The 25,212-nt window shown below is 47.5% G+C and carries 16 protein-coding genes and 4 tRNA genes; 9 read left to right on the top strand and 11 right to left on the bottom strand.

Translation table 11 applies throughout. The annotated features are described in order from the left end of the window. Window positions 1-169 precede the first annotated feature (169 nt). From F557_RS0106350 to F557_RS0106335, 3 genes are all read right to left on the bottom strand, one after another. A complete protein-coding gene (locus F557_RS0106350) occupies window positions 170-2,008 on the bottom strand; it encodes an ABC transporter ATP-binding protein (RefSeq protein ID WP_019001404.1) in 1,839 nt (612 codons plus the stop codon). Between the two features lie 23 nt (window positions 2,009-2,031). Then, window positions 2,032-2,427, bottom strand: coding sequence for a hypothetical protein (locus tag F557_RS22615; protein ID WP_019001403.1), 396 nt, complete (start codon window positions 2,425-2,427; stop codon window positions 2,032-2,034). A 397-nt stretch (window positions 2,428-2,824) separates the two neighbouring features. Next, window positions 2,825-4,639 (bottom strand): VWA domain-containing protein, encoded by a 1,815-nt coding sequence (locus F557_RS0106335; RefSeq protein WP_019001401.1) that lies wholly within the window; start codon window positions 4,637-4,639, stop codon window positions 2,825-2,827. A 399-nt stretch (window positions 4,640-5,038) separates the two neighbouring features. On the opposite strand from F557_RS0106335, the gene yfcE reads away from it, so the two are divergent. Next, a complete protein-coding gene (yfcE, locus tag F557_RS0106330) occupies window positions 5,039-5,614 on the top strand; it encodes a phosphodiesterase (RefSeq protein ID WP_019001400.1) in 576 nt (191 codons plus the stop codon). Between the two features lie 122 nt (window positions 5,615-5,736). Beyond that, window positions 5,737-5,813, top strand: a tRNA-Met gene (locus tag F557_RS0106325). A 631-nt stretch (window positions 5,814-6,444) separates the two neighbouring features. Here the strand turns inward: F557_RS0106325 and nrdG are convergent. Together nrdG and uvrB are read right to left on the bottom strand one after the other, a co-directional pair. Further along, window positions 6,445-6,951 (bottom strand): anaerobic ribonucleoside-triphosphate reductase-activating protein, encoded by a 507-nt coding sequence (gene nrdG / locus F557_RS0106315; RefSeq protein ID WP_019001398.1) that lies wholly within the window; start codon window positions 6,949-6,951, stop codon window positions 6,445-6,447. A gap of 288 nt (window positions 6,952-7,239) precedes the next feature. Next, window positions 7,240-9,273 (bottom strand): excinuclease ABC subunit UvrB, encoded by a 2,034-nt coding sequence (gene uvrB, locus F557_RS0106310; RefSeq protein WP_019001397.1) that lies wholly within the window; start codon window positions 9,271-9,273, stop codon window positions 7,240-7,242. A 332-nt stretch (window positions 9,274-9,605) separates the two neighbouring features. On the opposite strand from uvrB, the gene F557_RS0106305 reads away from it, so the two are divergent. The 3 genes from F557_RS0106305 to F557_RS0106295 all read left to right on the top strand — a co-directional run bounded on the left by F557_RS0106305 (window position 9,606) and on the right by F557_RS0106295 (window position 9,883). Next, window positions 9,606-9,681, top strand: a tRNA-Asn gene (locus F557_RS0106305). A 25-nt stretch (window positions 9,682-9,706) separates the two neighbouring features. Beyond that, a tRNA-Asn gene (locus tag F557_RS0106300) sits at window positions 9,707-9,782 on the top strand. Window positions 9,783-9,807: 25 nt separating this feature from the next. Beyond that, window positions 9,808-9,883 (top strand) — tRNA-Asn (locus F557_RS0106295). A 448-nt stretch (window positions 9,884-10,331) separates the two neighbouring features. Here F557_RS0106295 and F557_RS21070 read toward each other — a convergent pair. Both F557_RS21070 and lrp read right to left on the bottom strand, forming a co-directional pair. Next, window positions 10,332-14,303 carry a DNA translocase FtsK 4TM domain-containing protein gene (locus F557_RS21070; protein ID WP_157617763.1) on the bottom strand — a complete coding sequence of 1,324 codons (3,972 nt, stop codon included), beginning with the start codon at window positions 14,301-14,303 and terminating at the stop codon, window positions 10,332-10,334. Window positions 14,304-14,543: 240 nt separating this feature from the next. After that, entirely contained in the window at window positions 14,544-15,065 is a 522-nt protein-coding gene (lrp, locus tag F557_RS0106285) for a leucine-responsive transcriptional regulator Lrp (protein WP_019001396.1), read from the bottom strand. Between the two features lie 801 nt (window positions 15,066-15,866). Here lrp and F557_RS21735 point away from each other — a divergent pair. After that, complete coding sequence (locus tag F557_RS21735; RefSeq protein WP_084761507.1) at window positions 15,867-16,649, top strand: EF-hand domain-containing protein; 783 nt, start codon at window positions 15,867-15,869, stop codon at window positions 16,647-16,649. Window positions 16,650-16,988: 339 nt separating this feature from the next. Next, window positions 16,989-17,930, top strand: coding sequence for a thioredoxin-disulfide reductase (gene trxB / locus F557_RS0106260; protein WP_019001391.1), 942 nt, complete (start codon window positions 16,989-16,991; stop codon window positions 17,928-17,930). Between the two features lie 17 nt (window positions 17,931-17,947). On the opposite strand, the gene F557_RS0106255 is transcribed toward trxB, so the two are convergent. After that, a complete protein-coding gene (locus tag F557_RS0106255) occupies window positions 17,948-18,874 on the bottom strand; it encodes a PfkB family carbohydrate kinase (protein WP_019001390.1) in 927 nt (308 codons plus the stop codon). 150 nt (window positions 18,875-19,024) lie between these two features. Between F557_RS0106255 and trmL the strand changes: the two genes are divergently transcribed. After that, entirely contained in the window at window positions 19,025-19,495 is a 471-nt protein-coding gene (trmL, locus tag F557_RS0106250; protein WP_019001389.1) for a tRNA (uridine(34)/cytosine(34)/5-carboxymethylaminomethyluridine(34)-2'-O)-methyltransferase TrmL, read from the top strand. Between the two features lie 107 nt (window positions 19,496-19,602). Further along, window positions 19,603-20,277, top strand: a complete 675-nt coding sequence (locus tag F557_RS0106245) for a DedA family protein (RefSeq protein ID WP_019001388.1) — start codon at window positions 19,603-19,605, stop codon at window positions 20,275-20,277. Window positions 20,278-20,425: 148 nt separating this feature from the next. Here the strand turns inward: F557_RS0106245 and F557_RS0106240 are convergent, their stop codons facing one another. From F557_RS0106240 to F557_RS0106230, 3 genes are all read right to left on the bottom strand, one after another. Beyond that, complete coding sequence (locus F557_RS0106240; protein ID WP_157617762.1) at window positions 20,426-20,731, bottom strand: hypothetical protein; 306 nt, start codon at window positions 20,729-20,731, stop codon at window positions 20,426-20,428. 341 nt (window positions 20,732-21,072) lie between these two features. Continuing rightward, window positions 21,073-23,076 carry a 2-isopropylmalate synthase gene (locus F557_RS0106235; protein WP_019001386.1) on the bottom strand — a complete coding sequence of 668 codons (2,004 nt, stop codon included), beginning with the start codon at window positions 23,074-23,076 and terminating at the stop codon, window positions 21,073-21,075. 372 nt (window positions 23,077-23,448) lie between these two features. Continuing rightward, window positions 23,449-25,116 carry a hypothetical protein gene (locus F557_RS0106230; protein WP_019001385.1) on the bottom strand — a complete coding sequence of 556 codons (1,668 nt, stop codon included), beginning with the start codon at window positions 25,114-25,116 and terminating at the stop codon, window positions 23,449-23,451. Between the last annotated feature and the right edge of the window lie 96 nt (window positions 25,117-25,212).

Raw genomic sequence — 25,212 nt, 5'->3', positions numbered from 1 at the left:
GGGGCCGGAACGGATCTTACCGAAGAGATCTGGGTCGCCACTCCATTCCAGGGCATGCAGCGTTCCGAATGCGGCTTAAGGGCCGTCGCTTTCGTTTGTCCGCCGGGGAGCTTTCTTTCATAATAAAGCCCCGTCCTAAAAAACGGCGCTTTATACTGAGACAGCTCCGCTACCGCCCCAAAAAACCGCCCGTCTGCCTTCGCCATAAGGATGCGTAAATTCCGTCTTTGGCCAGAAGCTCCTCATGAGTACCTTCTTCGACAATGATTCCCCGGTCAAGAACAATGAGCCTGTCCATGGCGGCAATGGTAGAAAGCCGGTGTGCGATGGCAATTACCGTCTTTCCCTGCATAATGCCGTCAAGATTCTTTCTGACCACGTCTTCGATTTCGGAATCCAGTGCGGAAGTAGCTTCGTCCAGTATCAGAATCGGGGAATTTCTGATGATCACCCGTGCTATGGCAATACGCTGCCTTTGCCCACCGGAAAGCCTAACCCCTCTTTCTCCGACTTCAGTATCATATCCCTGATGCCCCATGGCATCGCTCAGAGTGACAATAAACGAATCGGCCTCAGCCTTATGAGCTGCCTCCCTCATGACATTTTCGGAATCTTCCGAATAATCATAGCCATACATGATGTTATCCCTGACAGAACGGTGCAACAGGGATATGTCCTGGGTAACCATAGCTATCATGCTGCGGAGATCATCCTGTCTAAACTTTCTTATATCGATGCCGTCCACCAGTACTTCGCCGGAGTTCACATCATAAAAACGCAGAAGCAGACTGACCAGTGTGGACTTGCCGCTGCCAGAATGGCCGACAATGCCGATTTTTTCTCCCGGGCGGATAGCAAGACTGAGATTTTTGAATACCGGAACACCGGTATGGTATGAAAAATCCACATTACGAAATTCAATTTTTCCCTGACATGAGGAAACCGAGACCGGATTTTCGGGATCAGTTACAGTCACTGGACTGGCCACAGTATCCATGCCGTTCTGAACGTTACCAATATTGTCAAAAAGAAGCCCCACCTCCCACATCACCCACTGGGACATGTTATTTACCCGGATAGCCAGGCTGAGAGCCACCGCCACACCGCCAGCCAGAACAACACCCCGGGTCCAAAGCCACACTGCAAAAAAGGTCAGAACTGCAATCAGGAGATAGTCGATGTACTGCACCGCCAGATCAAAGCGAGTCACCAGCCGCATCAGCAGGTATTCAGCCCTGAGGCACGATTTCATATTCCCGGCAGCGTGCTGTTCTTCGTAGGAATTCTTCGAAAACAGCTTGACCGTCTGAATATTGGCATAGCTGTCCACAAAACAGCCCACCATTTCGGAACGTTTTTCGGCCGCCGCCCTGCTGGCTCTTCTTAAAAGCGGCAGAAAATGATACATAATGCCAAGGTACATGAAGAGCCAGATCAGCATGACAGCCATAAGAAGAGGATCCGTTCCGGCAAGCATGGACACCATCGTAACAAAATAGACAATCATATGCACAATGACATCGATGAATTTCATCACGGTATCCCGAATCCCCAGGGATGTCTGCATCAGCTTCTGGGAAAGTCTTCCCGCATATTCCGATGCAAAAAAGGCCACAGACTGCCGTAAAAGATGACAGTGCATCCGATACCGGATCTGCATGGGATAGTTGCTGCGGATACCCTGATTGAGAAGCAGATGATGCAAAGTCTGAATCAGCGGGAGAATCACCAGCGCCAGTACCCCAAATGTTATGAATGTGGAACCGTGAAGTTCCCAAAGAGTTTCAGGGGCGGATACCGCCAGAATATCCACCAGTCTTCCGATATAGAAAAAGAAAAGAGCTTCACCGAATCCGGCACAGGCAGACAGAAAGGATACCAGCAGAAGATAGCGCCACATTCCTCTGGAATAGAACAGTATAAACCTGAAAAAGGTGTGCGGAGGAACCCCGGCATCGGAGACATTTTCGGGGAACGGCGGGATAAGCCTTTCAAAAAAACTGAACACAACCAAATCTCCGGAGTTTCACATCACCAGCTTATCAGCCCCTGATTTTTAAGCACGAAAACAGTCATGGCCACCAGGAACAGTACCGACAGAATGCCCAGAATCAAAAAACGGCTACGGGATTCCGAGTTATAACCGGACAAACGCGATTTCCTGAAAGCTGTCACCGCAATGGGAGCTGTCAGCAGAATCACCAGAATCTCGGCTGCAAGAGAGTAGACCGTATGCATGTAAAACCAGATGCCACCTTCAACGGCCAGCACCGTCAGAAGCACCACCGCCTGGGAAATCTCCTTTGAAAGAAGCGCCGGATATTCCAGCTTGCTTCTTAAGGCACACAGATTCAGCAGAGATATCATCACAACTGGAAAAAGCAACAGGAAAAACAGCGTCGCCAGAACAAACAGGAAAACAGTCATCGGCTTATCTTAAATATCGGTTTTGGTTCAACAAGGCACTTAAAAGCCTCACCCCCCGCGTAAAACAGATCCGGAAAGATCCCCCGGCATCCAAAACTGTATTCGGACACTGCCTGAAAACCTTTCCTCCGTTCTGGAATTATAGCATCAAAGCCGCCAGCATGCATATCACAGCACCGGGCTTCGGGAATTTCCTGACGTACTTTCAATTCCCGAAATAACCATGGCGTAATCCATTTTCAGAAAAGCGGCCTCTCACAGTACGGCTGTCAGAAAATCCGGCTCATAAGACTCGATTATTCAGCATGACTGCCTCAGAAGCCGACCCTGCAGAATCCAGGATTCCTAAAAAACAACGCACTAATCTTGCCAAGGCCACCGGATGTCTTCCTGCGGTTCAGATATGGGACATTTTTGCTGCCATTATTTTGGCCAGAGTGGTATTGCCCATAATGTCGAACTTCCTGAAAAATGTTCGCTTCATGAGCCGTTTCATAGCTTGAGGAAGATCGGCAGCCGAAGAAATATTTTCACTTGTAAGAAACAGATCCTTTGTCTGAGCATTATCACCTATACCGATACCGTATATTTCAATCCCCAGTCTGGTACATCTTTCAATGACCCTTCTGGCGGTGTCAAAGCAGTCGGGCTTTCCGTCTGTTATGACAATAATGATATTTCTCTGATACGGATTTTTTTCAGGCAGCTTTTCAACTGCATGAAGAAGTGCCTGAGTAAGCGGAGTACAGCTGTGAGGCTTCTGATCAAAATATCTTGCCCTGCTTCTGACACTCTGCCGGGGATTCCGGATGGTATCAAATTCGGCATAGGTTCCCGGAAAGTAGGTTACCTCTGAGGTAAGATTGCTGATATTTTCCATCCCCAGAGCCAGAGACAGTGCAACCTGATTCGCCACCTCATAACGCCGGATATTGGTATCAGGACACAACGCTGACATGGATCCGGAAATATCCACCAGAAGATGAACCGCTGTGTTAATGCACTGCCGAATTCTTTTGGCTCTAAATACCTTGAAATCGTTTATGAACCTGTTTGCATAGGCCTGAATGTCCAGCACCTTGCCCTTAGTACTGTGCCCGTTCAGCCATTCATCATATGAACGCATCATATTTTCAATCTGTGCCCGGAAGCTGCCGTTTCTAATAACCTTCTGATAAAGATTATCGTTATCAGCCGGCCGGGCTGAACCAGTTACCGTACCTCCGAAGTCTTGGGAACAGCCGATGGTATTGGAACGATGCTCCATTTCGCTGACAATGGATGGAATATCACCATCACTGAATTTGCCAAGGCTGCCCATCCGTACGATTCTGCCAGCCGGGGCGGCATCGAATGTTTCAGCATTTAGTCTTGAGCTAAAGTCATTCTCCAGACTTCTTAACAGCTCATCGGGAAGCTTCAGATCCCTGAAAATTCTGGCAAAGCTCACCTTGCGATAACTGCTGCAGATATGACTATCGGAAAACAGATCCGGCCCGGCAGCGGATTTCGCTGACTCTTTATTGGAAATGGTGCCGCTAAGCGCGCTCTTTACCGCCCTGTCAAACTCAAAGTTGTTTTTGCGAATATATTTTCTGATAAAATCCAAAACTGAGGCGGATACCTCAAGAACATCCTCCGAAGTCTGCCGGTAAGCCACACGATATATCAGATGATCAATAATTCCGAGTACCGATTTAGGAAAAAAGCTCAGCAATGCAACCTGGGCAAATCTCCGAAGGCAGCGTACGCCTTTTCCTCTGAATCCAGCATCCTCATGGGCTTTGTAGTTACAGTAAAGAATCAGAAGCGTCGTCAGTTTTTTCTCATCACGGCATTTTCTCAAAAAAACACAGGACTGCGACTTCAGCTGGTCATACTGAAAATTGAAGGTTTTAAGGAGCCCCGGCCATGATTTGACCTGGAGATAGTTAACCCGGGCATCCTCAATGGAATTGAACATCCCGAAATCTGCAGAATCATTCCGGAATGCGCCGAGACATTCAAAATTCGTGAAAACAATGTGTCCGCATTCATGAGCCACATAGCCATATGCCATTTCCAGCCCGGCACTGTCGCTGAGGTCAAGACGTGGGATGGTGATCTGCTTGCCGTTAGTATAGGCAGTATGACCGTACATGAGCAAATCCACGCCATACCGTCTGGCATAGGAACCAATTAATAGTGGTAAAACACCGCTGCTGATCTTCATAATCTTCACCTTCCGAACTAATAAATTACGTTTCTTCTAAATCTTTATCTTTCAAACCGTCTTCCTTCCGGAAAACATCGCCATTATAATTTAGTTTTTATAACAAGACAAAGATTTTTTTAACAGCTAAACATTATTTCTATAAAAATGTTTAATTAATAACCATTTTGATTATTAATTGAGCTTTTATCTGTCTAAACCTCCATTTTCAGGAAGTTTTTCTTCTCAAAAACCGCCCCGGCATCTTTTTTTAGGAATCGGTCATACTGATATAACGCCTGTCAAAATGACACGCTATTTCAGGTTCCTGGATTTATAAGGGCCTGACGCTTACAATAGCAGCAGACTTTATAAAAACTAAAGACCGGAACAGGCCTGATAAACAACAGAGGTGTTCATATGACGAACAATGTCTATGCAGTGATTTCTGATATTCACGGTGACAGTGCATGTCTCTCCGCTGCTTTAAAAGCTCTGGAAAGCTACAGAATATCCTTCTATCTTCTCCTGGGGGATCTGATAAACCACGGGCCACGGAACGGACTTTCACAGGAATACCATCCTCTCGGGATCCCGGAACTGCTGAATCCCCTGAAACACAAAATCATTGCCGTCAAGGGAAACTGCGACAGCGAAGTGGATCAGAAGCTTTGCGAATTCCCCCTGACATCTCCGGTGAATACTCTGGTAATCGGCAGACATCGAGCTGTTATGACGCACGGACATCTCTGGAAACCTGCAGATACCGAAAAGCTGGGACTTACCAGAAATGACATCTTTATGAGCGGACACACCCATGTACCGATCCTGGAACGTAATTCCCATGGTGTTATCATTTTCAATCCGGGTTCTCTCACCTTCCCTAAGGGGCCGAACGGCATCCATACCATGGGAATTATCAATGAGAATTCCGGAACTGTTGCTCTTCTGGATATTTCCGGGAAAACGCTGAACTCCCTGAGCTTTCTGGAGTGAGTCTTTTCTGATTTTTTCCGGAACAGGAGCAAATCTACGGAACGTGCCGAATCCACAAACTCTCTTCTGAAAAATTTTTCTTGCAAATTCCGGATAAACAGTTATACTAGGCACGTTTCTGACGCGGGGTGGAGCAGTCTGGTAGCTCGTCGGGCTCATAACCCGAAGGTCGTTGGTTCAAATCCGGCCCCCGCAACCACTTTTCTTAATGTCTTTATATTCTCATCTCCTTCAGTTCCTGTTATACCTTTTGTAGCGATTTTCTCCTCATTAGTTTCAACAACCCCCTCCTGAATTGTCATCAGTACAAATCGCAAATTTGCCAATATCCCTGTAGCGTAACATATGCAAAATGAAGAGCCGGGATTAGCCAAACCATCCGGGCATCGGTACGAAAAGTCAAAAGTGAGAAATTTCGGAAAAAACTGAAACTTTATAAGTCAGGCAAAAAAAACCGGTACCAAAAGGCACCGGCTAAAGTCTTTCAATATGAAAGAACACGGGATTAACTGATTACAGTCTTGTATTAGCAATATGTGTGCCAACTGTAAAAGCAATAAAAAATATTTTTTTAAGTCTTTAAAAAGCTTATTACAAAAAGGCTTTCCCTATCATCCTATCGTACCATGGCTTTGCGGAGATATACTGGCATGGATATTACCAAGTTGAGAAAGTTGCATTTTGCAAAAATTGTCGATGCTTATCCTATGATTATGCAAAAAATATTGCATTTTGCAAAAATATTTGCATAAAAAAACTGTCATCTCTGACAGCTATCTCCTCACTACCGATCTTATTGCCAAAAACGACATCAACTCCCTGTCAAGATTTTATTTATCCAGGAGATCATTCTTCCAGGAAGCATAGGAACGATTAAAACGATAAATAATCTGATTGCTGCTACCACGAAATGACAGCGAGGGATCCTTCTTATCTTCCTCAAATTTTCCATCTATAAGAACATCTATCAGATTGACTACCTCCAGCTGTTCTGGAGTCAGTTCGTTCTTGGTATAGCCTGTCCAGAGCCAGATATCCTTGTCAAGAGGACACTCACGGCGCACCCTTTCACAAATGGACTTCACCACCGAAAGATTGGCAGGAAGCAACGGATCGCCGCCAGTCAGGGAAAGCCCCCTTCTGTGAATTCTGGTATCGTTAAGATCCTGAATAATCTGATCACACATCTCTTCCGTAAAAGGAAATCCGGCATTAACGTTCCAGGTAGACTGATTATAGCAACCCGGACAGTGATGCTCGCATCCAGCAACAAAAAGAGTACAGCGGGTCCCAAGACCGTTCAGAACATCAATAGGAATATATTTACAGTAATTCATTCCTGAATGCCTCGATTATATTTTGTAAAGCTGCCGGGAACATTTTCCATAGAGATCCGAGACCGTAGCACCGCCCACAGCTCCTGAAACTTCTGCCGAAGTCGCCTGAGCCAGAAAGCGTCTTCTGAGACATCCCAGAATAGAAGAATCTCACATTGTACAAAAACCACCCGATCACATCTCAGACGGCAGAGGACTACAGTCTTTCAAGATGCAAAAAGACAGGACAATTCTAGTCAATTTTTGCTATTTTTTCCACACATGCCTGCCGGGAATAAAAATTCCGGATCACAGAGCCTTCATAAATTCCTCGCATTCCCGCATAAGATCCCGGAAATGAGCGGCTTCCTCGAATTTCAAATCCCTGGCAGACTCCTTCATTTTTCTTTCATAATCCTTGAGGAGTTTCAAAAGCTCGTCCTGGGACCTGATTCCTGAAAACTCCTGCGCCTTCCGCCCTGAAACGTTCTTTTCTCCATGACGGCTATCCTGTCCGGAGATCGGAACACCTATATCCAGAATATCATTAATGGGCTTTATGATGGGTCTAGGCTTCATGTGGTGCTCAGCATTGTATTTCTCCTGCTTGAAACGGCGGCGGCGCGTCTCTGCAATGGCAGCCTTCATAGCCGGTGTCTCGGAATCAGCATACAGGATGGCTCTCCCGTGAATGTTGCGAGCCGCTCTTCCCATAGTCTGAATCAGTGCCATTTCAGATCTCAGAAAGCCCTGTTTGTCAGCATCAAGTATCGCCACCAGCGATACCTCCGGCATATCAAGGCCTTCCCTCAGCAGATTTATCCCTACCACGACATCAAATTTTCCAAGACGCAGATCCCTGATTATCTCCATACGTTCTACGGTATCCACATCCGAATGAAGATACCGGACCTTTATCTCATGCTCTTCCAGATATTCTGTAAGATTTTCCGCCATTTTCTTTGTAAGAGTGGTTACCAGCACTCTTTCGTTTCTTTGAGAACAGGCTCTGATTTCGCTCATAACATCATCAATCTGGGCAGCCACAGGTCTTACCTCAATCTCCGGATCCAGAAGTCCGGTGGGACGGACCACCTGTTCCGCAGAAATACCTCCGGCCTCCTCCAGTTCAAAATCTCTGGGCGTAGCGGAAACATAAATGGTCTGCGGCTGAACCTTCCGGAACTCCTCAAAACGGAGCGGGCGGTTATCAAGGGCAGAAGGAAGCCGAAAACCAAAATCCACCAGGGTCTGCTTGCGCGAAAGATTTCCCTTATACATGGCCCCTATCTGCGGAACGGTTTCGTGGGATTCATCAATAATAAGAAGGCTGTCCTCAGGCAAATAGTCAAAAAGACAGGGCGGCGGTTCCCCCGGCTTCTTTCCGGAAAGATATCTGGTATAGTTTTCAATTCCGGAGCAATACCCCAGCTCCTTCATCATTTCGATATCATTGGTTGTCCTTTCTGAAAGTCGCTGCTCCTCCACCAGTTTCCCGGCCTCATGAAGCTCCAGAAGTCTCACCTTTAAATCTTTTTTAATTTCCTCCACCGCACGATCTAGAACACTCTGCGGGGTTACAAACTGGTTTTTGGGGTAGATGGTAACACGGGGAAGCTGTTCAGCCAGTCTCCCGGTCAGAGGATCAAAGGTGGCGATCCGTTCAACCTCGTCGTCAAACAGCTCAATGCGCACAGCCAGAGAGTCAGACTCTGCCGGAAAAACATCAATAACATCCCCGTGCACTCTGAAGGTCGCTCTCTGAAAATCCAGCTCGTTTCTGGTATAGAGCATCTCAGACAGCCTCTGCATGATGCTCTGGGGAGTCACCGGCTCTCCTACCGAAAGATTAAGCAGCATCTTCATATATTCAGCCGGTTCACCAAGACCGTAAATGGCGCTTACAGAAGCCACAATGATTACATCGCGCCTCTCCAGAAGAGCTTTGGTAGCCGAAAGCCGCATCTGCTCGATATGCTCGTTGATGTCGGCATCCTTTTCAATATAGGTATCGGAAGCCGGAACATAAGCCTCTGGCTGATAGTAGTCGTAATATGAAACAAAATACTCTACAGCATTGTCTGGAAAAAAGCCCTTCATTTCTCCATAAAGCTGGGCTGCCAGCGTTTTGTTATGCGCCATGATTATTACCGGCTTCTGGACATTCTGAATAACATTGGCCATGGTGAAGGTTTTGCCAGAGCCGGTAACTCCCAAAAGCACCTGATGCTTCTTGCCGGAAAGAATCCCTTCTGTAAGCAGTCTTATTGCCTCGGGCTGATCTCCTGAAGGACTGTAGGATGAACAAAGTCTGAAAAGTCTTCCGCCGTCTTCCGATGTCATAAAAGGCCTCCGCCGATACAAAAATTCCTGAAACTGCCAATAGCCATTCTCTTTCTAATTACCGCCGGGATCTGGAGAACAGCGTATCGGGAATTTTACAGCAAAGACGGCAGCAGATCCGTACAAATCCGAGAAAACCGGCACCTATGAACTCCTTTCAGAATATGACAAATTTCATGAAACAGTGCTGCAATTAGTGAAAATCGGTTGAAAAACAGCCAAAACAAATTCTTTTTAGGCAAAAAATCAATATTTGTTTGACAATACCCTGCGGAATCCGTATCATTACGCCCATGCAAAGCTCTGGTGCTTATCTGGAGTGTTTTTTGAGTTCCTCCTTAGTTCAGTCGGTAGAACGGCGGACTGTTAATCCGTATGTCGCTGGTTCAAGTCCAGTAGGAGGAGCCAAAATGAGCATTTTTTGATTTGTAGTTCCTCCTTAGTTCAGTCGGTAGAACGGCGGACTGTTAATCCGTATGTCGCTGGTTCAAGTCCAGTAGGAGGAGCCATAAATCAGAATCTTATATTCATAGTTCCTCCTTAGTTCAGTCGGTAGAACGGCGGACTGTTAATCCGTATGTCGCTGGTTCAAGTCCAGTAGGAGGAGCCATGAAATCCCGATATCTCTTCATTTTCAATCGTTTTCTATCACTATCATCACAACTGGTTGCTAATCAGGCATTTAAACCTGTTATCATTTTTCTTCCTCGCAGGGAATGGCTGTTTCACAGACACAGAATCTGCCACTATCAACAATACTCTGGCCGTATCGAACATCATTTTCCCAACCTTTGCAGCATTTCACAGAATACCAGAGAGCGGTTGTACTCTTACTAAAACGAGAAAAACAAATAAGCTGCTAAGACCAGCTAAACTGAACAAATAATAATACCCTCACTGTTTACCCCCTCAAATTAATGCAATAACAATCATTCCAGCAGCGATCATGCTTGAACCACACAATCTCCTCGAGCCAATAATCATTCTCATAAAAAAGCCCCTCGACATTCACTATCAAAGGGACTTTTTACAGGTTAGCATCTGCTTTTCAGCGCGGATTAATCAATGAGAATATCCCGAACTCCGTTACCCCCGGTAGCTGGTGAAACCACGCCGTTTTGCTCCAGTGCAGTAACAAAATTGGCAGCCCTGTTATATCCGATACTGAACTGTCTCTGAATAAGAGAAATACTGACCCCCTTGTTGCGCATCTTAAGATCTCTGCAGAAATCTACAATCTTTGAATACAAGGGATCATTCTCCAGCGAATTGCCACCGGAAGATCCCACCTCTGTGCTGTCGGCATCCTGATCCACAAACATTTCGGTAATCTTGTCCACATATTCAGGCTTCCCTCTAGCACGCCAGGCTTCGGTGAACATATTGATTTCATCATCAGATGCAAAAGCCCCGTGAAGTCTTCTAAGATCGGCAGTGTCTCCGTTAAGTCTGGCAAGCATGTCGCCTCTTCCCAAAAGCCCTTCAGCCCCCTTCACCCCGAGTACCAGCTGGGATTCAATATTACTCTTGACCTTAAAAGCAATCTGACTGGGGAGGTTTGCCTTAATCTGACCGGTAATAAACTCCTTACGTGGAGTCTGAGTGGCCAGAAGAAGATGAATTCCCACAGCACGAGCCTTGGCAGTGAGCCTTGAAATGGCACTCTCAATTTCGTTTTTCTGCTTCTTGAGACTGAGCATGATATCAGCAAACTCGTCTACTACCACGAATATGAAAGGGAGCGGCTTGAGATAAGGTGCTTCCGGCTCCATGCTGTCCTGAGGATTCCATGTAGGATCCTTTCTCGGCTGACCTTCGCTTATCCACTGTCTTACCTTCTCATTAAAGATTTCCAGCTTGCGAACCTCAAAGAACGAAAGCAGCGTGTAGCGGCGCTCCATCTCGTCACAGGCCCATTTCAGAGCACTGAAGGCCTTCCTCATATCCGTGATTACCGGAGTCAGCAGATGGGGAACATTCTTGTAAACCGAGAATTCCACCTGCTTCGGATCAATCAGAATCAGCCGTAGCGTCTCCGGGGTATGACGCATCATCAGAGAGACCAGGATAACATTAATGCCCACGGATTTGCCTGAGCCGGTAGTACCGGCAATAAGAAGGTGGGGAGCCTGAGCAATGTCATAGACAAACGGCTTTCCGGAAACGTCGCGTCCCAATATCGCAGTAAGAGCTCCCTTTGAATTTACAAACTCCGGAGACTCCAAAAGCTCCCTCATGCTGATGGTTTTTCTCTTGCGGTTCGGAATATCAACTCCCACATAGGAGGAACCGCTGATCTGCGGCTGAATCATTACCTCCCCATCTGACACCAGCGCCCGGCTGATATCCGAGGTTATCTTCAGAAGCTTGCTGCAGGTCTGCCCAGGTTCCAGATCCAGATAATAACGGGTAATTACCGGTCCGCATTCATAAAGCTTCTGCGGCAGTTCATTCCCCTCTGCGTCATACATTCTGTTGCCGGCAGCATCAAGACGGGGCTTAAAAAGCTCATTGCCTTCAGCGTCATACATTTTGTTGCCTTCAGCATCAAGACGGGGTTCAAAAGCCACATGAGCCTTAAAGCGATAGTCTTTCAGCACCCGATCCAGATTGTCCGCAGTCTGATCCATGGCAGTACTGTCCGCAGCACTGATAACAGGACTGGACTTAAAAATAGAGGTCGGCGGGAATTTTCCGTGCACCTCGACATCATAATAACCATCATGGAAATTGATAGAGGAGGGAATGTCCGGATCTCTGACTCTGGTGATCGCATCCTCCTGACGGCCGTCCGGCAGAGACTCATCACCAGAGGCAGCTTCCCCCGGCAAACCGGATGTGACAGTAGCCGCATTTTCATTTGAAAAACCGCTTCCAAAGCTCTTGTCATCATGAGCATCTTCCGTAGCCTCCTCATCATCAACTCTGGAAAAGCCTGAAGGAAGATCTCCGAACGTTTCATCAAAATCAGGCTCCTGGAGCTCAGCTTTCCGCTGTTCCCGCACATCACTGAAGTTAATGACATTGTAGTTATCGGTCTGAGTGTCATGCAAACTGCCACTGTACCCATCATCGCTCTCGGGAGCGGAAAGATCGGTATCAGAGCTTCTGCTGACATTCTTTTGATACCCTGAATCATCCTGATACACCGAGACTGAATCACTTTTCTTGCCGTCAGAGGCAGACAGATCAAATGAATTCCAGCCACGGTCAGACTCTTCACCGATTGCGGTATTGGCTTCAGCCCGAATCCCAGACATATTCTCTCTCAGTCCCGGCTCATAAACACGGCTGTCCGGACGCTGCTGAGTTTCCTCCCGGCCCATCCGATCCGCCCCCGGGTTCTGAAGCGGACTTCTGTCATGCATATCCGGATAAACGCGCTCTTCAGAAGAAACAGAGGTTCCATTGCTACGAGTTTCTGCTGCGGTCTCTGCAACAGGTCTTTGAACAGCTGCCTCCGAAAACGGCTGAGAACTCAAAGGAGCCGGTGCCGGTGAAGGAGGGGGAACATCGGCAGAAGAGACTCCGTAAGTATCCCGAGAAAGAGATTTTTCCGGCTCTCCGGTCGTTACTTCCTGATTTGAAGTCCTGTCATCAGATGAAATTCCGACTGCAGAAATGCTTTCAGCAGGCCTGGCAGCTACCGGAGAATTCTCCGGGGATACGGAAGTGGCAGAGCCGGAGACGGGAGTCCTGACTTCTGTCTCTCCGGAATTATCAGTGCTATCCGCATGGCCGGATTCCCTATCATCCTCTGGAGCACGAGGCCGGGGAGGAAGAACATTGGTATGCTGATGGCCGCTGACTGCAGGAATCACTCTGTCATCTTCTTCAGTTTCAGAAAAGGTACGATCCATTTCCCTGAAATCAATGGATGGTCCGGCATTCTCCAGCAGATCACTCTCCTGTTCGGAAATAGCATCCTGTTCCGGAGCGTTGTCCCGGACCTTGTCAGGATCTGCAGCTCCCAGACCTGGAATATAAAGATCCTCTTCGGAATCCTCCCCGAGATTCGGTCTGCCGTATTCCGGCACCGGAGAAACGGCAGCAACGCTCTCTGCAGTTTTCTTCGCAACAGGTGCATTATTGTCCTGCTTTTTCACAGACACTGCCGGAGATCCAGCCGGGTGCTTTTCATCCATTTCTGCTTCCGTGTTGCTGTTAAATACGGAATCTTTTTCCGGAAGGCTTTTCGTTCCTTCAGAATCAGCAAGGACTGTCTTCTCCCGAATTCTTATCGTAACGTCTTCTGCAGGTTTGACAGCTGGTGACGCAACAGAATCGGATACCGGATCCTCAGATACTGATTTCACCACCTTGATGCCAAAATCACTGTTATCAGATGCTGACTGGTTTTCCAACTGACTCTCAGAGGCAGTATCTGAATTTCCCCGCAGCCAACTAACGAAACGACTGATTGTGGATCGCGGCGTAAATACAGCTATCACCAGAGCCCCGACAGCTTCGCAGATAACAATAATGGAACAGTCTGTAAACAGATAAAAGCCCATTATAAACAGAATGAGCATCCCAAGAATGGTACCGTTATAGCCCAGAAAAAGCTTCGTGTGCTCGAAGGTCAGATACCCCAGATGTCCGCCCTTGTTAAAATTGAAGGATGTCTCCAGACCTTCTATAAAAGGAAGTTTAACCACCGCCACCAGAGCGCAGAGAGAAAGCAGGAGTAGCGTAAATCCGATGATCTTGACTGCTATGATGTCATAGCGGATTTTCAGCCAGGAAACATTGCTCCAGAGAAACGCATAGCCAATATAGACAAGAAAGATCAGAATGCCATAGGCGCAGAACCCGAACAGTGCAAAAAGCACCTCCGAGATCCGTGCTCCCACAAGTCCGATCTGATTAGTAATTCTCTCGCTTCCCAAAGGATCGTTAACCAGCTGACTGTCAGCAGGATTGTATGTCACCAGGGAAATTGCAATAATCAGAACCACACCTAGCCAGAGAATAAACATTATCTCCTTGATGCGTCTCAGTCCCATATTGGGTTTATAGCTATCAGCCAACAAAGTTCCACCAGCCCCTAAACACAAACAGAAAAACCCCGATAAACGGGGAAAATATGTACTTTATTCTTTCACGGCGGTAATTATAAAATATCGACATTGAAAACACAAAAAAGGATTTCGGAAAATCCCAAGATCCGTGAGTTCTCCAGGGATGAGAAGATATCTCTAAAGCAAAGCAGGAAACAAGCCGCGACATCCCCGTTAGCTACACTGTCGTTTTTCATTAAACATCATAAATCAGGATCCCTGCAGATGAGTGGATTCCCCTTTTCTGACAATGATATCGGCAGTGCACTTTACTTCCTCCATCACCACATAGGTATGAGTATCGTTAACACACGGCAGACGCAAAATAGTATCGCTCAAAAGCCTGCGGTAGGCAGTCATGTCAGAAACCCGAGCCTTAAGAAGGTAATCGAAATTTCCGGAAACCAGATGACATTCCTGAAGATCCGGAAGATTCTGCACCGCCCTGTTGAACTGCTCAAAAACATCAGGCTGACTTTTATTAAGGGTTATCTCCACAAAAACCAGTAGCCCTGCCCCCAGCTTTTCCGGGTTCAGAATAGCCTTGTATCCTCTGATATATCCTTCACGCTCCAGCCGGCGTACCCTTTCAAGACACGGAGTGGCACTAAGACCAACCCTTTTCGACAGGTCGGAATTTGAAATCCTGCCATCCTTCTGAAGCTCGGAAAGGATATTCTTGTCAATCTTGTCCAGAATTCTCTGAGAACCGGCTGTTTCTTCCTTTTGCATTTGAACACTCTCCCTGACTATATTTTTTCCTGAAACAATCTTATGTTACGTTTTCCGCTAAAACAACGGAAAACAGCGTCGGATAACAGGAAATCGGTCACGAATTAAAAAGATTCCGGTTCTCACCAAGGTAATTCCAGAGAACCAAGGACACTGACAGAAAAATATTCCAGAATATCGTCATACAACGGCAAAGAAATACTGACAAATAATAAAACGGCTGAAAAAACTACATTTCGCAGATGAGTAAAAGTTTCCCAAATTATGAAACTATGCACAAAATACTTTTTACTCCCTTTTACTCCCACAGCCCCTTGACATCTTTGGTTTGCTTAAATCAATCCTGGTAATATTTTCCCTGTCATCCCCTGGTGCGTTGCTACTTAGCAGCAGTCTCCACTTGACTGGGTATTTTTCTGGGGTAGACTCTTGCCATTTTCGGATTTTGTACAACATCGTTTTGCCCTGAATTCTTTCGGGACATCATCTTTTCGTTTTGGTGTATCAGCTTGTTCGTTAGCTGCTCATTGCTTTTGTGATGTCTGAAAATCAAATCTATCTGTCCCCTGCTGTCATAGCAGGAGCAGGCTGTATAAGCTGCTGCAGAAAGATAAATCCATGTCTAATGGAAGAAGAAATACTATTCCTGAGCAGGCAATGCCCTGGAAATCGACATAAGAGTGAAGATGAAATAATTTGAAACATATTCTGACTCAATGATAAAGATTATCCTGATAAAAAAGGCTACAATGGTAATCACAGAAAACGATTTCTTTTAATCATTCAAGTAAGGATCTCAACATGAAAAATGCAACCATCGCCGTCATCACGCTGCTGGCATGCACTGCAGGCACTGTCTTTGCCGCTCCAGGTTTCCCTGGCCACAAGGGGCCTTTTCATCCCGGTTTTCCCTGCACGGTAAATTTTCATGGAGAATTTCGCCATGCTGATGCCGACCACAGCAAAACCCTGTCCCCGACCGAACTTGGCGAAGCAGTAAAAACTCTTAACGGCGATATCGTAGTTCAGAAAAACAGGCTCAAGGATTTCAAAACCGCCGATACCGACAAAAACGGCTTTATAACACTGGACGAACTTGCCGGGATACTGCCGCCACCGCCGCTTCCGCCGAAGCCCAACGGTCATGGCAAACACGAAGATCGCAAAAACGGCCACGCCCATGAAAAACCCAATCACCATAAGCCCCACGGAAATGCTCATCATGGCCCCGGACACAAACCGCATCACGGCCCACGCCACGGACATCACGGCTTCCATCCGGGAAACCCGGTTGTAGAGGTGCTGTTCCACTTTGACGAGGATCGGGATATGCGGCTAAGTCAGAAGGAATACGAAACGTTTCTGACCGAAGCCCGGAAATGTATTGAATGTCAGGAAAAGATTGTTGCTGCTCTCCCGCAGGCAGATCTGAACAAAGACGGCGTGATTACCTTTATGGAATACAGCTCCGTTATCACTCAGGAAATGCTGAAAAACGCCCCAAAGTGGAAGGATCCCAGGAATGATACAGCTCCGGAATCTGATGATGACAGCGAAGATGACGACACCACTGATGAAATCTAACAGCTTTTCCGGCTGAAAGCGGTTGCCGCATGGCATTCCGGACAGGACATTAACCTCCGGAATGCTTTTGTTCCCGATAATTCCTGATACCGTATCCTCCCTTAGCTGATATCTGTTTAGCTAGCCTTTCAAGTCAGTGCCTGGACAACCTGATTCTGGTAATTTGAAATAGATCCTTTTCGGAAACTCCCTCCGCCCGCTCACTTTTTCTGGAGCGAATTCCTTGAAATCATTTACTCAATAATGAATATCCTCCACCATCTTCAGGTATCATGATATTATGTGGAACGTACCGCAAATACAGGACACAGACTCCGAAGAAACAGCAGGAAACAGGTTATGAAATCAGGAAAAATTATCATTCTGGGCTCCGGCCCTGCCGGATGCACCGCCGGAATATACGCCGCCAGAGCCGGACTTGAGCCGCTACTCATTTCCGGCCCGGTGCAGGGAGGACAGCTCACCAAAACCGCCGCTATCGAAAACTGGCCAGGAGAGAAGTCCGTTTCAGGCTTTGATCTCATGGATAAACTGATGGATCACGCAAAATCTCTGGGAGTGAATTTCATATCCGATTCTATCGTTTCAGCGGATCTCTCGGAACGCCCCTTTACCCTCAAAAGCGAAAACGAAACCTACAGGGCTGATACAATCATTATCGCCACCGGGGCAAATCCGAAATGGCTGGGAATCCCCTCCGAGGAAAAATTCCGGGGCAATGGGGTAAGCGCCTGTGCCACCTGCGACGGCTTCTTCTACAGAGACCAAAACACTGCTGTGATCGGCGGCGGCAACACTGCCCTTTCCGACGCCCTGTATCTGGCTAATCTGGCGAAACATGTGTACCTTGTCCACCGCCGCGATGAATTCCGGGCAGAACAGACTCTTACGGACAGGATCCATGAAAAAGTCCAGGAAGGAAAAATCACCCTGGTTCTCAATGCCGGAGTAACGGAAATTCTTGGCGACGAGATGAGCGGAGTCTCAGGAGTGCGGGTAAGCTTTAAGGACGGCAGCACGAAAGAGCTTCCGGTAACCGGGGTTTTTGTTGCCATCGGACATATCCCCAACAGTACCCTCTTTGAAGGGATGCTGGAAATGGATCACGGTATCATCAAAACCGGTAACAGCTGCTACCGAACCGGTACCAGCATTCCAGGAGTATTCGCCGCCGGAGATGTGCAGGATCCGGTTTACCGCCAGGCTATTACATCTGCCGGTACCGGCTGCATGGCCGCCCAGGATGCCGCAAGGTACCTGAAGGAAGCAGGAGCTATTTAGAACAGCAAACTTCCCTCTCAGGACGGAACACCGTTCATAGCACGGGAGATTATTTCTCCCGCTTTTTTTCTGTCCAGCAGCCAGGATATCCCTGCCGGAAGCCAGGCTCCCGGGTTTTCCACCACCCGGCGAGCGTGGAATCTTGCCAGAATATGGCTCTCGTACGGAGAAAAGCCCTCCAGTCTGGAGGCCGCATAAACCGCTCCGAAGGCATCTCCGGCTCCCACCGTATCGCGAACCGCAGCTTCAAGTGCCGGCAGTGCCGAAACTTCACCGTTTTCTATGACCAGGGAGCCTCGTTCGCCCATGGTAAGAATAATCCCCTGAAGCCGAAACCGTTCCTTAAGCCAGGTCAGCCGGAGCTCTGAAGATCCGGCAGGTATTCCGAACAGCTGCACAAGCACATCCAGCTCCGCATCGTTCAGCTTGACGAGCCTGCTGGCTGCAAAAATCTCCTCGAGAAGCTCCCGGGAATAAAAATGCTCTCTGAAATTCAGGTCGCAGAACCGCATACAGTCAGCAGGAAGAAGCTCCCAGGCTTTTTTCAGAAAGCTCCGGGAACAGGGACTTCTGGCAATAAGCGTACCGAAGGAAAACACCATGGCATTTCTAAGCACCTCTGCGGTTTCCGGAAGCATCTCCAGATGATCCCAGGCCCGATCCTCCAGAATCCGGTAGCTTGCCTGAGAACCCGAGCACGATACCAGAACCTCTCCCGTAGGATATGAAGACTGCTGCAGCATGATTTCCGGGCCGCCGGCACAGTGCCTTCTGATAAGATCTCCCAGATGATCATTACCAACAGCGCTGATCATCAGGGATTTTCTGCCAAAAATTCGGGCATGCCACGCAAAATTTGCCGGTGCTCCTCCGGGACATAGTTTTCCGGCAAAGTTATCCACAACGATTTCTCCGGCTGCAACAATATAGCGTTCCTTATCCACGACAGCTCTCCTTAAAACATCAGCACCAGGGAATTATATCCGCTCCTCCACCCCCCGGCATCCTCCAGACAGATATAATTTCTGAATCATAAGCTGTTTTAAGGTTATAATTACTGATATCGTAACAGGTACAGGGAGTATTCTTTTCGAATGCTAAATGTGGTTCTTTTTCAGCCGGAAATCCCCTCAAATACCGGCAATATCATCAGGCTTTGCGCCAACACCGGAACGAGTCTCCATATTGTGGAACCTGCCGGTTTTATAATGGATGACCGGAGACTGCTCAGGGCCGGACTGGATTATCACGAATTCGTAAACATCAAATACCATCACAACCTGGAGGAGTGTCTCGAATTTTTCAAGGGGCACCGGATCTATGCCTGCACCACCAAAGGACATATGCGGCCTGACGAATGCCATTTTCAGGACGGCGATGTACTCATATTCGGAAAGGAAACCGCCGGACTTCCTGAGTACTATACCTCAGCATTGCCTCCGGAACAGAAGGTGCGTATTCCCATGGTTCCCGGCAGCCGGTGCATGAATCTCTCCAACAGCGTTGCCATTTTTATTTACGAGGCATGGCGGCAGAACGGTTTTGCGGGAGCGCAGGATCAGTAGAATAAAAAACATCACTGTATTTTCTGTTTCGTTTTTAAGCATTGTCAGATTGGGATGCCTTCTTTCCGGAAGAACGAAAAGACAAAAATAATAAGGAAATCTATTTTATGGCTGAAAAAATATTTCTCTGGGTTCAAAGCACTCTCTGCGACCAGGGCTGGTACAACTATCTGTACGCCTTTGGCATCCTTATACTGTGCGGTTTTGGCCTTCCGGTCCCCGAAGATATCACTCTTGTGGCCGGAGGACTGGTTTCCGGTCTCGGCGCCACAAACCCCCACCTGATGCTGGCTGTCTGTTTCACCGGAGTGCTCCTTGGCGATTCCATTATCTACCTGGCCGGAAAAATATTCGGGTACAAGATTCAGAAATTCAAGCCTATCAGAAAAATTCTCTCCCCCAGGAGGTTCGCCCAGGTCCAGAGACAGTTCGCCAAATACGGCATCTGGGTACTTTTTGCGGCCCGCTTCATGCCGGGACTCCGGGCTCCCATCTTTATGGTATCCGGCATGAGCCGCCGTATACCCTTTATCCACTTTCTTTTAATGGATGGATTTGCCGCTCTCATATCGGTACCGATATGGGTATACCTGGGGTATTACTTTGCAAACCAGATTCCGGAGCTTCTGGTGAAGGTAAAAACCGGCCAGAATGTTATGCACATCATCATTGCCACCATTATCATTTTTTTCCTATTTTTATGGGGCAAGCACTGGATAAGAGGATACATCAGCAGAAAACAGGCTGCTAAAGAGGCGGCGGATCAAAAAAAATTACGCTAGCAGATCAGCTGTAAATACCGGGGAATACGCCAAGGTAACGGACTCCCGGCATGACAAGGCAGACAAATGAAAAGAGAAGCCGATGCTTCTCTTTTTTTATCTTCCGGAGTTTACTCAGAATACCGGAACAGGAACAAGGAACAGCCCGTCAGGCCTGAAAACGAGACTCCGACAGAGCTTTTGAGGCACGGAAGGAATTTCTCATCTGCCGAGACAGCTTGCGCCGGTAAAAACCGTTACGAATACAGCCTCTCAGAGTCCACTTGCTTCCGTCATCACTTATGACTCCCAGAAGCTCATGAGAAGCCTTCCTGCTGAAATGACAGGCTCTCAGATAACTGAATACTGCGTAGCTTACCGGAAATGAATTCCGAACAGACCTTTTCCGGGGGTTTTCTTCGGCATAAATATCTTCGGCATAGCTATCATCATAATTAAATCTGTCGGTGTACATGACTGTATTCTCCAAATAACAAAGATAAAAACAAAGACAGGCTTCATCGGAAAACATTCCGGAAAAACGGAGCCCTCACTGATAATCTTATCGGACGGAATACTGGTACGGGGAATTAAAAAGTGCAAAACCAGAGATAGATCATAATATAAATTGCAATTAAGGTATATTTTCTATAATATCATACAAAATTATTTCATTGTTAACACCTGATCGAATATCACGGCACTGCCAAAAACAAGAAAGGCAGGAAGATAATGAACACTCTTCCCGCCCTTGTCATCCGGAAGGCAGCACTTTCAGAAAAAGCCTGCTCCGCAATTAAAAAACACCTCTCTCCGTCAGACTATCGGGGAAGCACTTTCCTTGCGATACTGTGCCGGAGTAATGCCAAACGCCTTCTTAAAGCTTCTGCTGAAATGCTCGGCGTTCTGATAGCCACAGCTGGAGGCAATAGATTCCACTGTCTGGTTGGTATTTTTCAGAAGAGTTTTGGCCCGCTTCATCCGGATTCCGGAAAGAAGCTCTCCAAAGGTTTTGCCAGACTTATCCCGAATATATTTCGATACATAGGGAGTCGAAAGCCCCAGCTCGTCAGCCAGCATCTCCAGGGTCACATCCTGATAATGGAGCTGCATGAAATTCATAATCGCGATCAGCCGCTCATCCTTTTCATTAACATTCTGAGCCAGCGCCGGAATCTTATTCACAGCAACCACCAGAGCGTCTATGGAGGCCTTTATGATGTCATCATCAATTCCTACGCCAAAGAAATTCTCACCGTTGCAGGCAACGCCTACATAGGCCACTGCCTTGGAAGAAGAACCCTGAGTAAGAGCGTGCTCCTCGTACATCTGAAGCTCATAGCTTATCCCGAAAAACTGCTTAATGGCATTGCTGACAGCATCCAGACGTCCGTTGCCGTTGGCATTTACCACCGTTAACCGATCCCCAATCTTGATGCTGGCACCGGCAATTATGCATTCCGACTGCTTAAAGTGAACTTCCGGCACAGTAAAATTGGGAGTGCAGTTAATGTAGTTGTCAGAAAATATCTCGTAAACCCATTCCGGCGAAAGCTCCTTGTGAGCTTCATCCGAAACCTGCTTTACCGCATATCCCAGCTGCTCACGCATCTTCATTGGAATGGTGAAGTGATAGCTGTGACTGAGAATATAGGCCACCCCGCCCTTTCCGGACTGACTGTTAATTCTGATGACATCAGAATCATAGGTTCTCCCTACATCCATAGGATCGATGGGAAGATATGGTACAGTCCATTCATTAAGCTGCCGCTCCTCTCTCCAGGCCATCCCCTTGGCAATAGCATCCTGGTGAGAACCGGAAAATGCGGTAAATACCAAATCACCGGCATAGGGCTGCCGTTCATAAACCCGCATTCTGGTGCAGCGCTCATAAGTTTCCCGGATCTTCGGCATCTCCGAAAAGTCCAGTCCCGAATCTACGCCATAGGAAAACATATTCATGGCCACGGTAATCAGATCCACATTTCCGGTTCGTTCTCCGTTTCCGAACAGCGTTCCCTCGACTCTGTCGGCACCGGCCAGAATTCCCATTTCCGCATCAGAGACACCGGTTCCCCGATCGTTATGAGGATGAATGCTGAGCATTACATTGGAACGATGCCGAAGATTCTTGCTCAGATATTCAATCTGCGAGGCAAAAACATGGGGCATTGCAGTTTCGACAGTTGCCGGAATATTGATAATGGCCTTATGATCAGGGGTTGGTTCCCACACATCCAGCACTGCATTGCAAACCTCCAGGGCATAGTCAACCTCTGTGCCGTGAAAGCTTTCCGGGCTGTATTCAAAGGAAAAGTTTCCATCAGTTTCCGAAGCAAGCTGCTTTAACAGCCTAGCCCCGTCCACCGCCAGCTTCTTTACCTGTTCACGATCTTTTTTAAACACCTGTTCTCTCTGGGCCACCGATGTGGAATTGTAGAGATGAATAACCGCCCGGGGAGCACCCTGTACAGCTTCAAAGGTTTTTCTGATAATATGTTCCCGGGCCTGAGTAAGAACCTGGATGGTTACATCCTCGGGAATCATGTTGCGTTCAATAAGTGCCCTGGCAAAATCAAACTCGGTTTCTGACGCTGCCGGAAAACCGACCTCGATCTCCTTGAAGCCGATACGAACCAGTAATGAAAAAAACTCCAGCTTCTCCTCGAGACTCATAGGTTCAATCAGAGCCTGGTTGCCGTCTCTGAGGTCAACGGAGCACCAGACCGGAGGCTTTTCAATATAATCCTTTTTCACCCAGTCCATAGAACTGACCGGCGGAAGAAAATACTGTCTCTTGTATTTACCAGGTTTAATCATAGGGACCTCTTTTTTTAAAATAAATCAAAACTTATGATATATTTTAAGCTTCTCTCAAAAAAAATAAAGACTTTTCTCACATTTGTCACTAAATTTTCGCAATTTGCCATGAATCCCAGGCAGTAGCGTCAGCATTACAGCATTTTCAGAAACAGGGCAGGTGCGTGTGATCCGGAGATCTGAAACTCATGCCATTGCCACACCGCATGTCAGACTTATACCCCGGCAAAAAAAATCGTGATCCCCGGTCACACCGGAGATCACATTTACCATGGCAGAAAAAAAAAGCCGGAGGATAGCAAAACCGCCGGCATAAACAGAAATAAACTAAAGCACTCCATTACTTTAAAAGTGCCGCAGAGACAGCGATTATCACTCTCCCCCAAAAACGATGGTAACGGTACTTCCCAGCAGAATGAAGAGAATCAGGCCGATTACAAAACATCCCATTTTAGGATCACCCTTCAAAAAAAGCTTCAGCCGGGATTCACCGTTTTCATTCATGAACATGGAGAAAAAACCGCATTGCCCCTTTCCGGAATTCCGGATCCGGCGTTTGCTGCCATCTGGCATAAGTTCGTGAAGAACGGGATGGTCATAAACCGTAACACGACCGGCTTTAAGAAGGTATACCAGCACCACCATAGCCGCCAAAACGTACCAGGCAGCACCGTACTCCATGTGAAAATCTGACATAAAGCTTTCGTGAGATTCCATTACCATAAGCCGCAGCGGTGCTGCCAGAATTACCGGCAGAAATATTATGAATAACGAGTTCAGCATGAGCTTCAAAATTCTTGAAGAACCATAAAAACTGATGCTCACCGGCACCAGATCTCCGTTTTCGTTAAGATCCCGGAAAACCGGACTGTTGTCATAGGGATTTCTCAGAATATCCTTCTCTTCATCAATTCGCAGTCTCCGACCCTCGCGACGGGCTTTTGCTGCTTCCGTTCTGAGCACCACATTCCTGATCAGCGATTTCTTGCCGTCCCCCATAATGGCAAAGATAATTGCCCCGAAAACCATCCCCCCATACACCACAAGCTCCGGGTTAAACCCGAAAAAACAACCCAGCGCCAGAGTCAGAACAGTCGTATAAATCAGGGGCTCGATAACCCAGGGATAGCTGATACTGGTACGCGTTCCGCTGACGGCAATTCTGCCGGTCTGGCCGTTCATTACCGCCAGAAGATTTCCCTGCCTGATAATGTAAACCGGCAGAAGCGCATTCAGAACCATAAGATCACCGGTAGCCACAGTCACGTCAACGCCCGAAGTCTGAAGCACCCTCTCAATCTCGGGCAGAAAATCCTCCCGCACTTCTTCACGGATCCTTTTATCAGTATCGGCTTCGCTGAGATCCATAAGCTGCACCCGATGCCCGGAAATAATCCCATAGTCAAACGGTTTTGCCTGAGACCAGTCAAATGGCTCCATTTCATTCAGAACCAGGTTGTCAAGATTCTTCGAGGTGCTGACGGCAATGCCTTCCAGATACCCATAACACTGATACTGACGATACCCCCCGTCCCGGAACACCGTGCCGGACACCGGGCCCCTGACCAGCTGATACGGAACATAGCAGCCAGTGAGAATGTCAATAGCGGCCAGAACGTCCCGGGCTTCGGCTTTTTTGCGATTTTTTTCAGCCCAGGAACGCATTCTTTCGCGGGCTTCACTTTCCGTTATGAAAAAGGGGATGATAATTTCCGGAAGTCTTGCAGGATCCAGCAGCTCCGGTCTTATGAGAGCAGTGCCACAGTAAAGACATTTCCGGGAGGCATCTCCCTCCGGAAATGCCACTACAGCTCCACAGGAGGGACAGACACATTCCCGGTATTCGGTACCCTCATTACGCTCTCTGGTATTCTGTCTGTTAAGACGACACCAGTTCCGGGCCGATCTCCCGGCTTCGGCAATACCGGTAAGCTCTCCGCAGCCGGGACAGCGATATGACTGTCTTAAAATATCAAAACCTGCCGGAGTATTGCAGTTTTTGCAATATACCCGTAAGGGAATACGAGATGTATCTTCCATTGAACTATTCCTGTTCCATTGTCCATATCCCTGACATAAACACCAAAAAACAAACGTTTTTAGCTACACCTAGCCAAACAAGGAGCTGCCGGTATT

The sequence above is a fragment of the Succinimonas amylolytica DSM 2873 genome (assembly GCF_000378405.1).
Taxonomy (GTDB): domain Bacteria; phylum Pseudomonadota; class Gammaproteobacteria; order Enterobacterales; family Succinivibrionaceae; genus Succinimonas; species Succinimonas amylolytica.
Note: the sequence above shows the minus strand (reverse complement) of the source record. Positions and strands in the feature narration are given on the sequence as shown.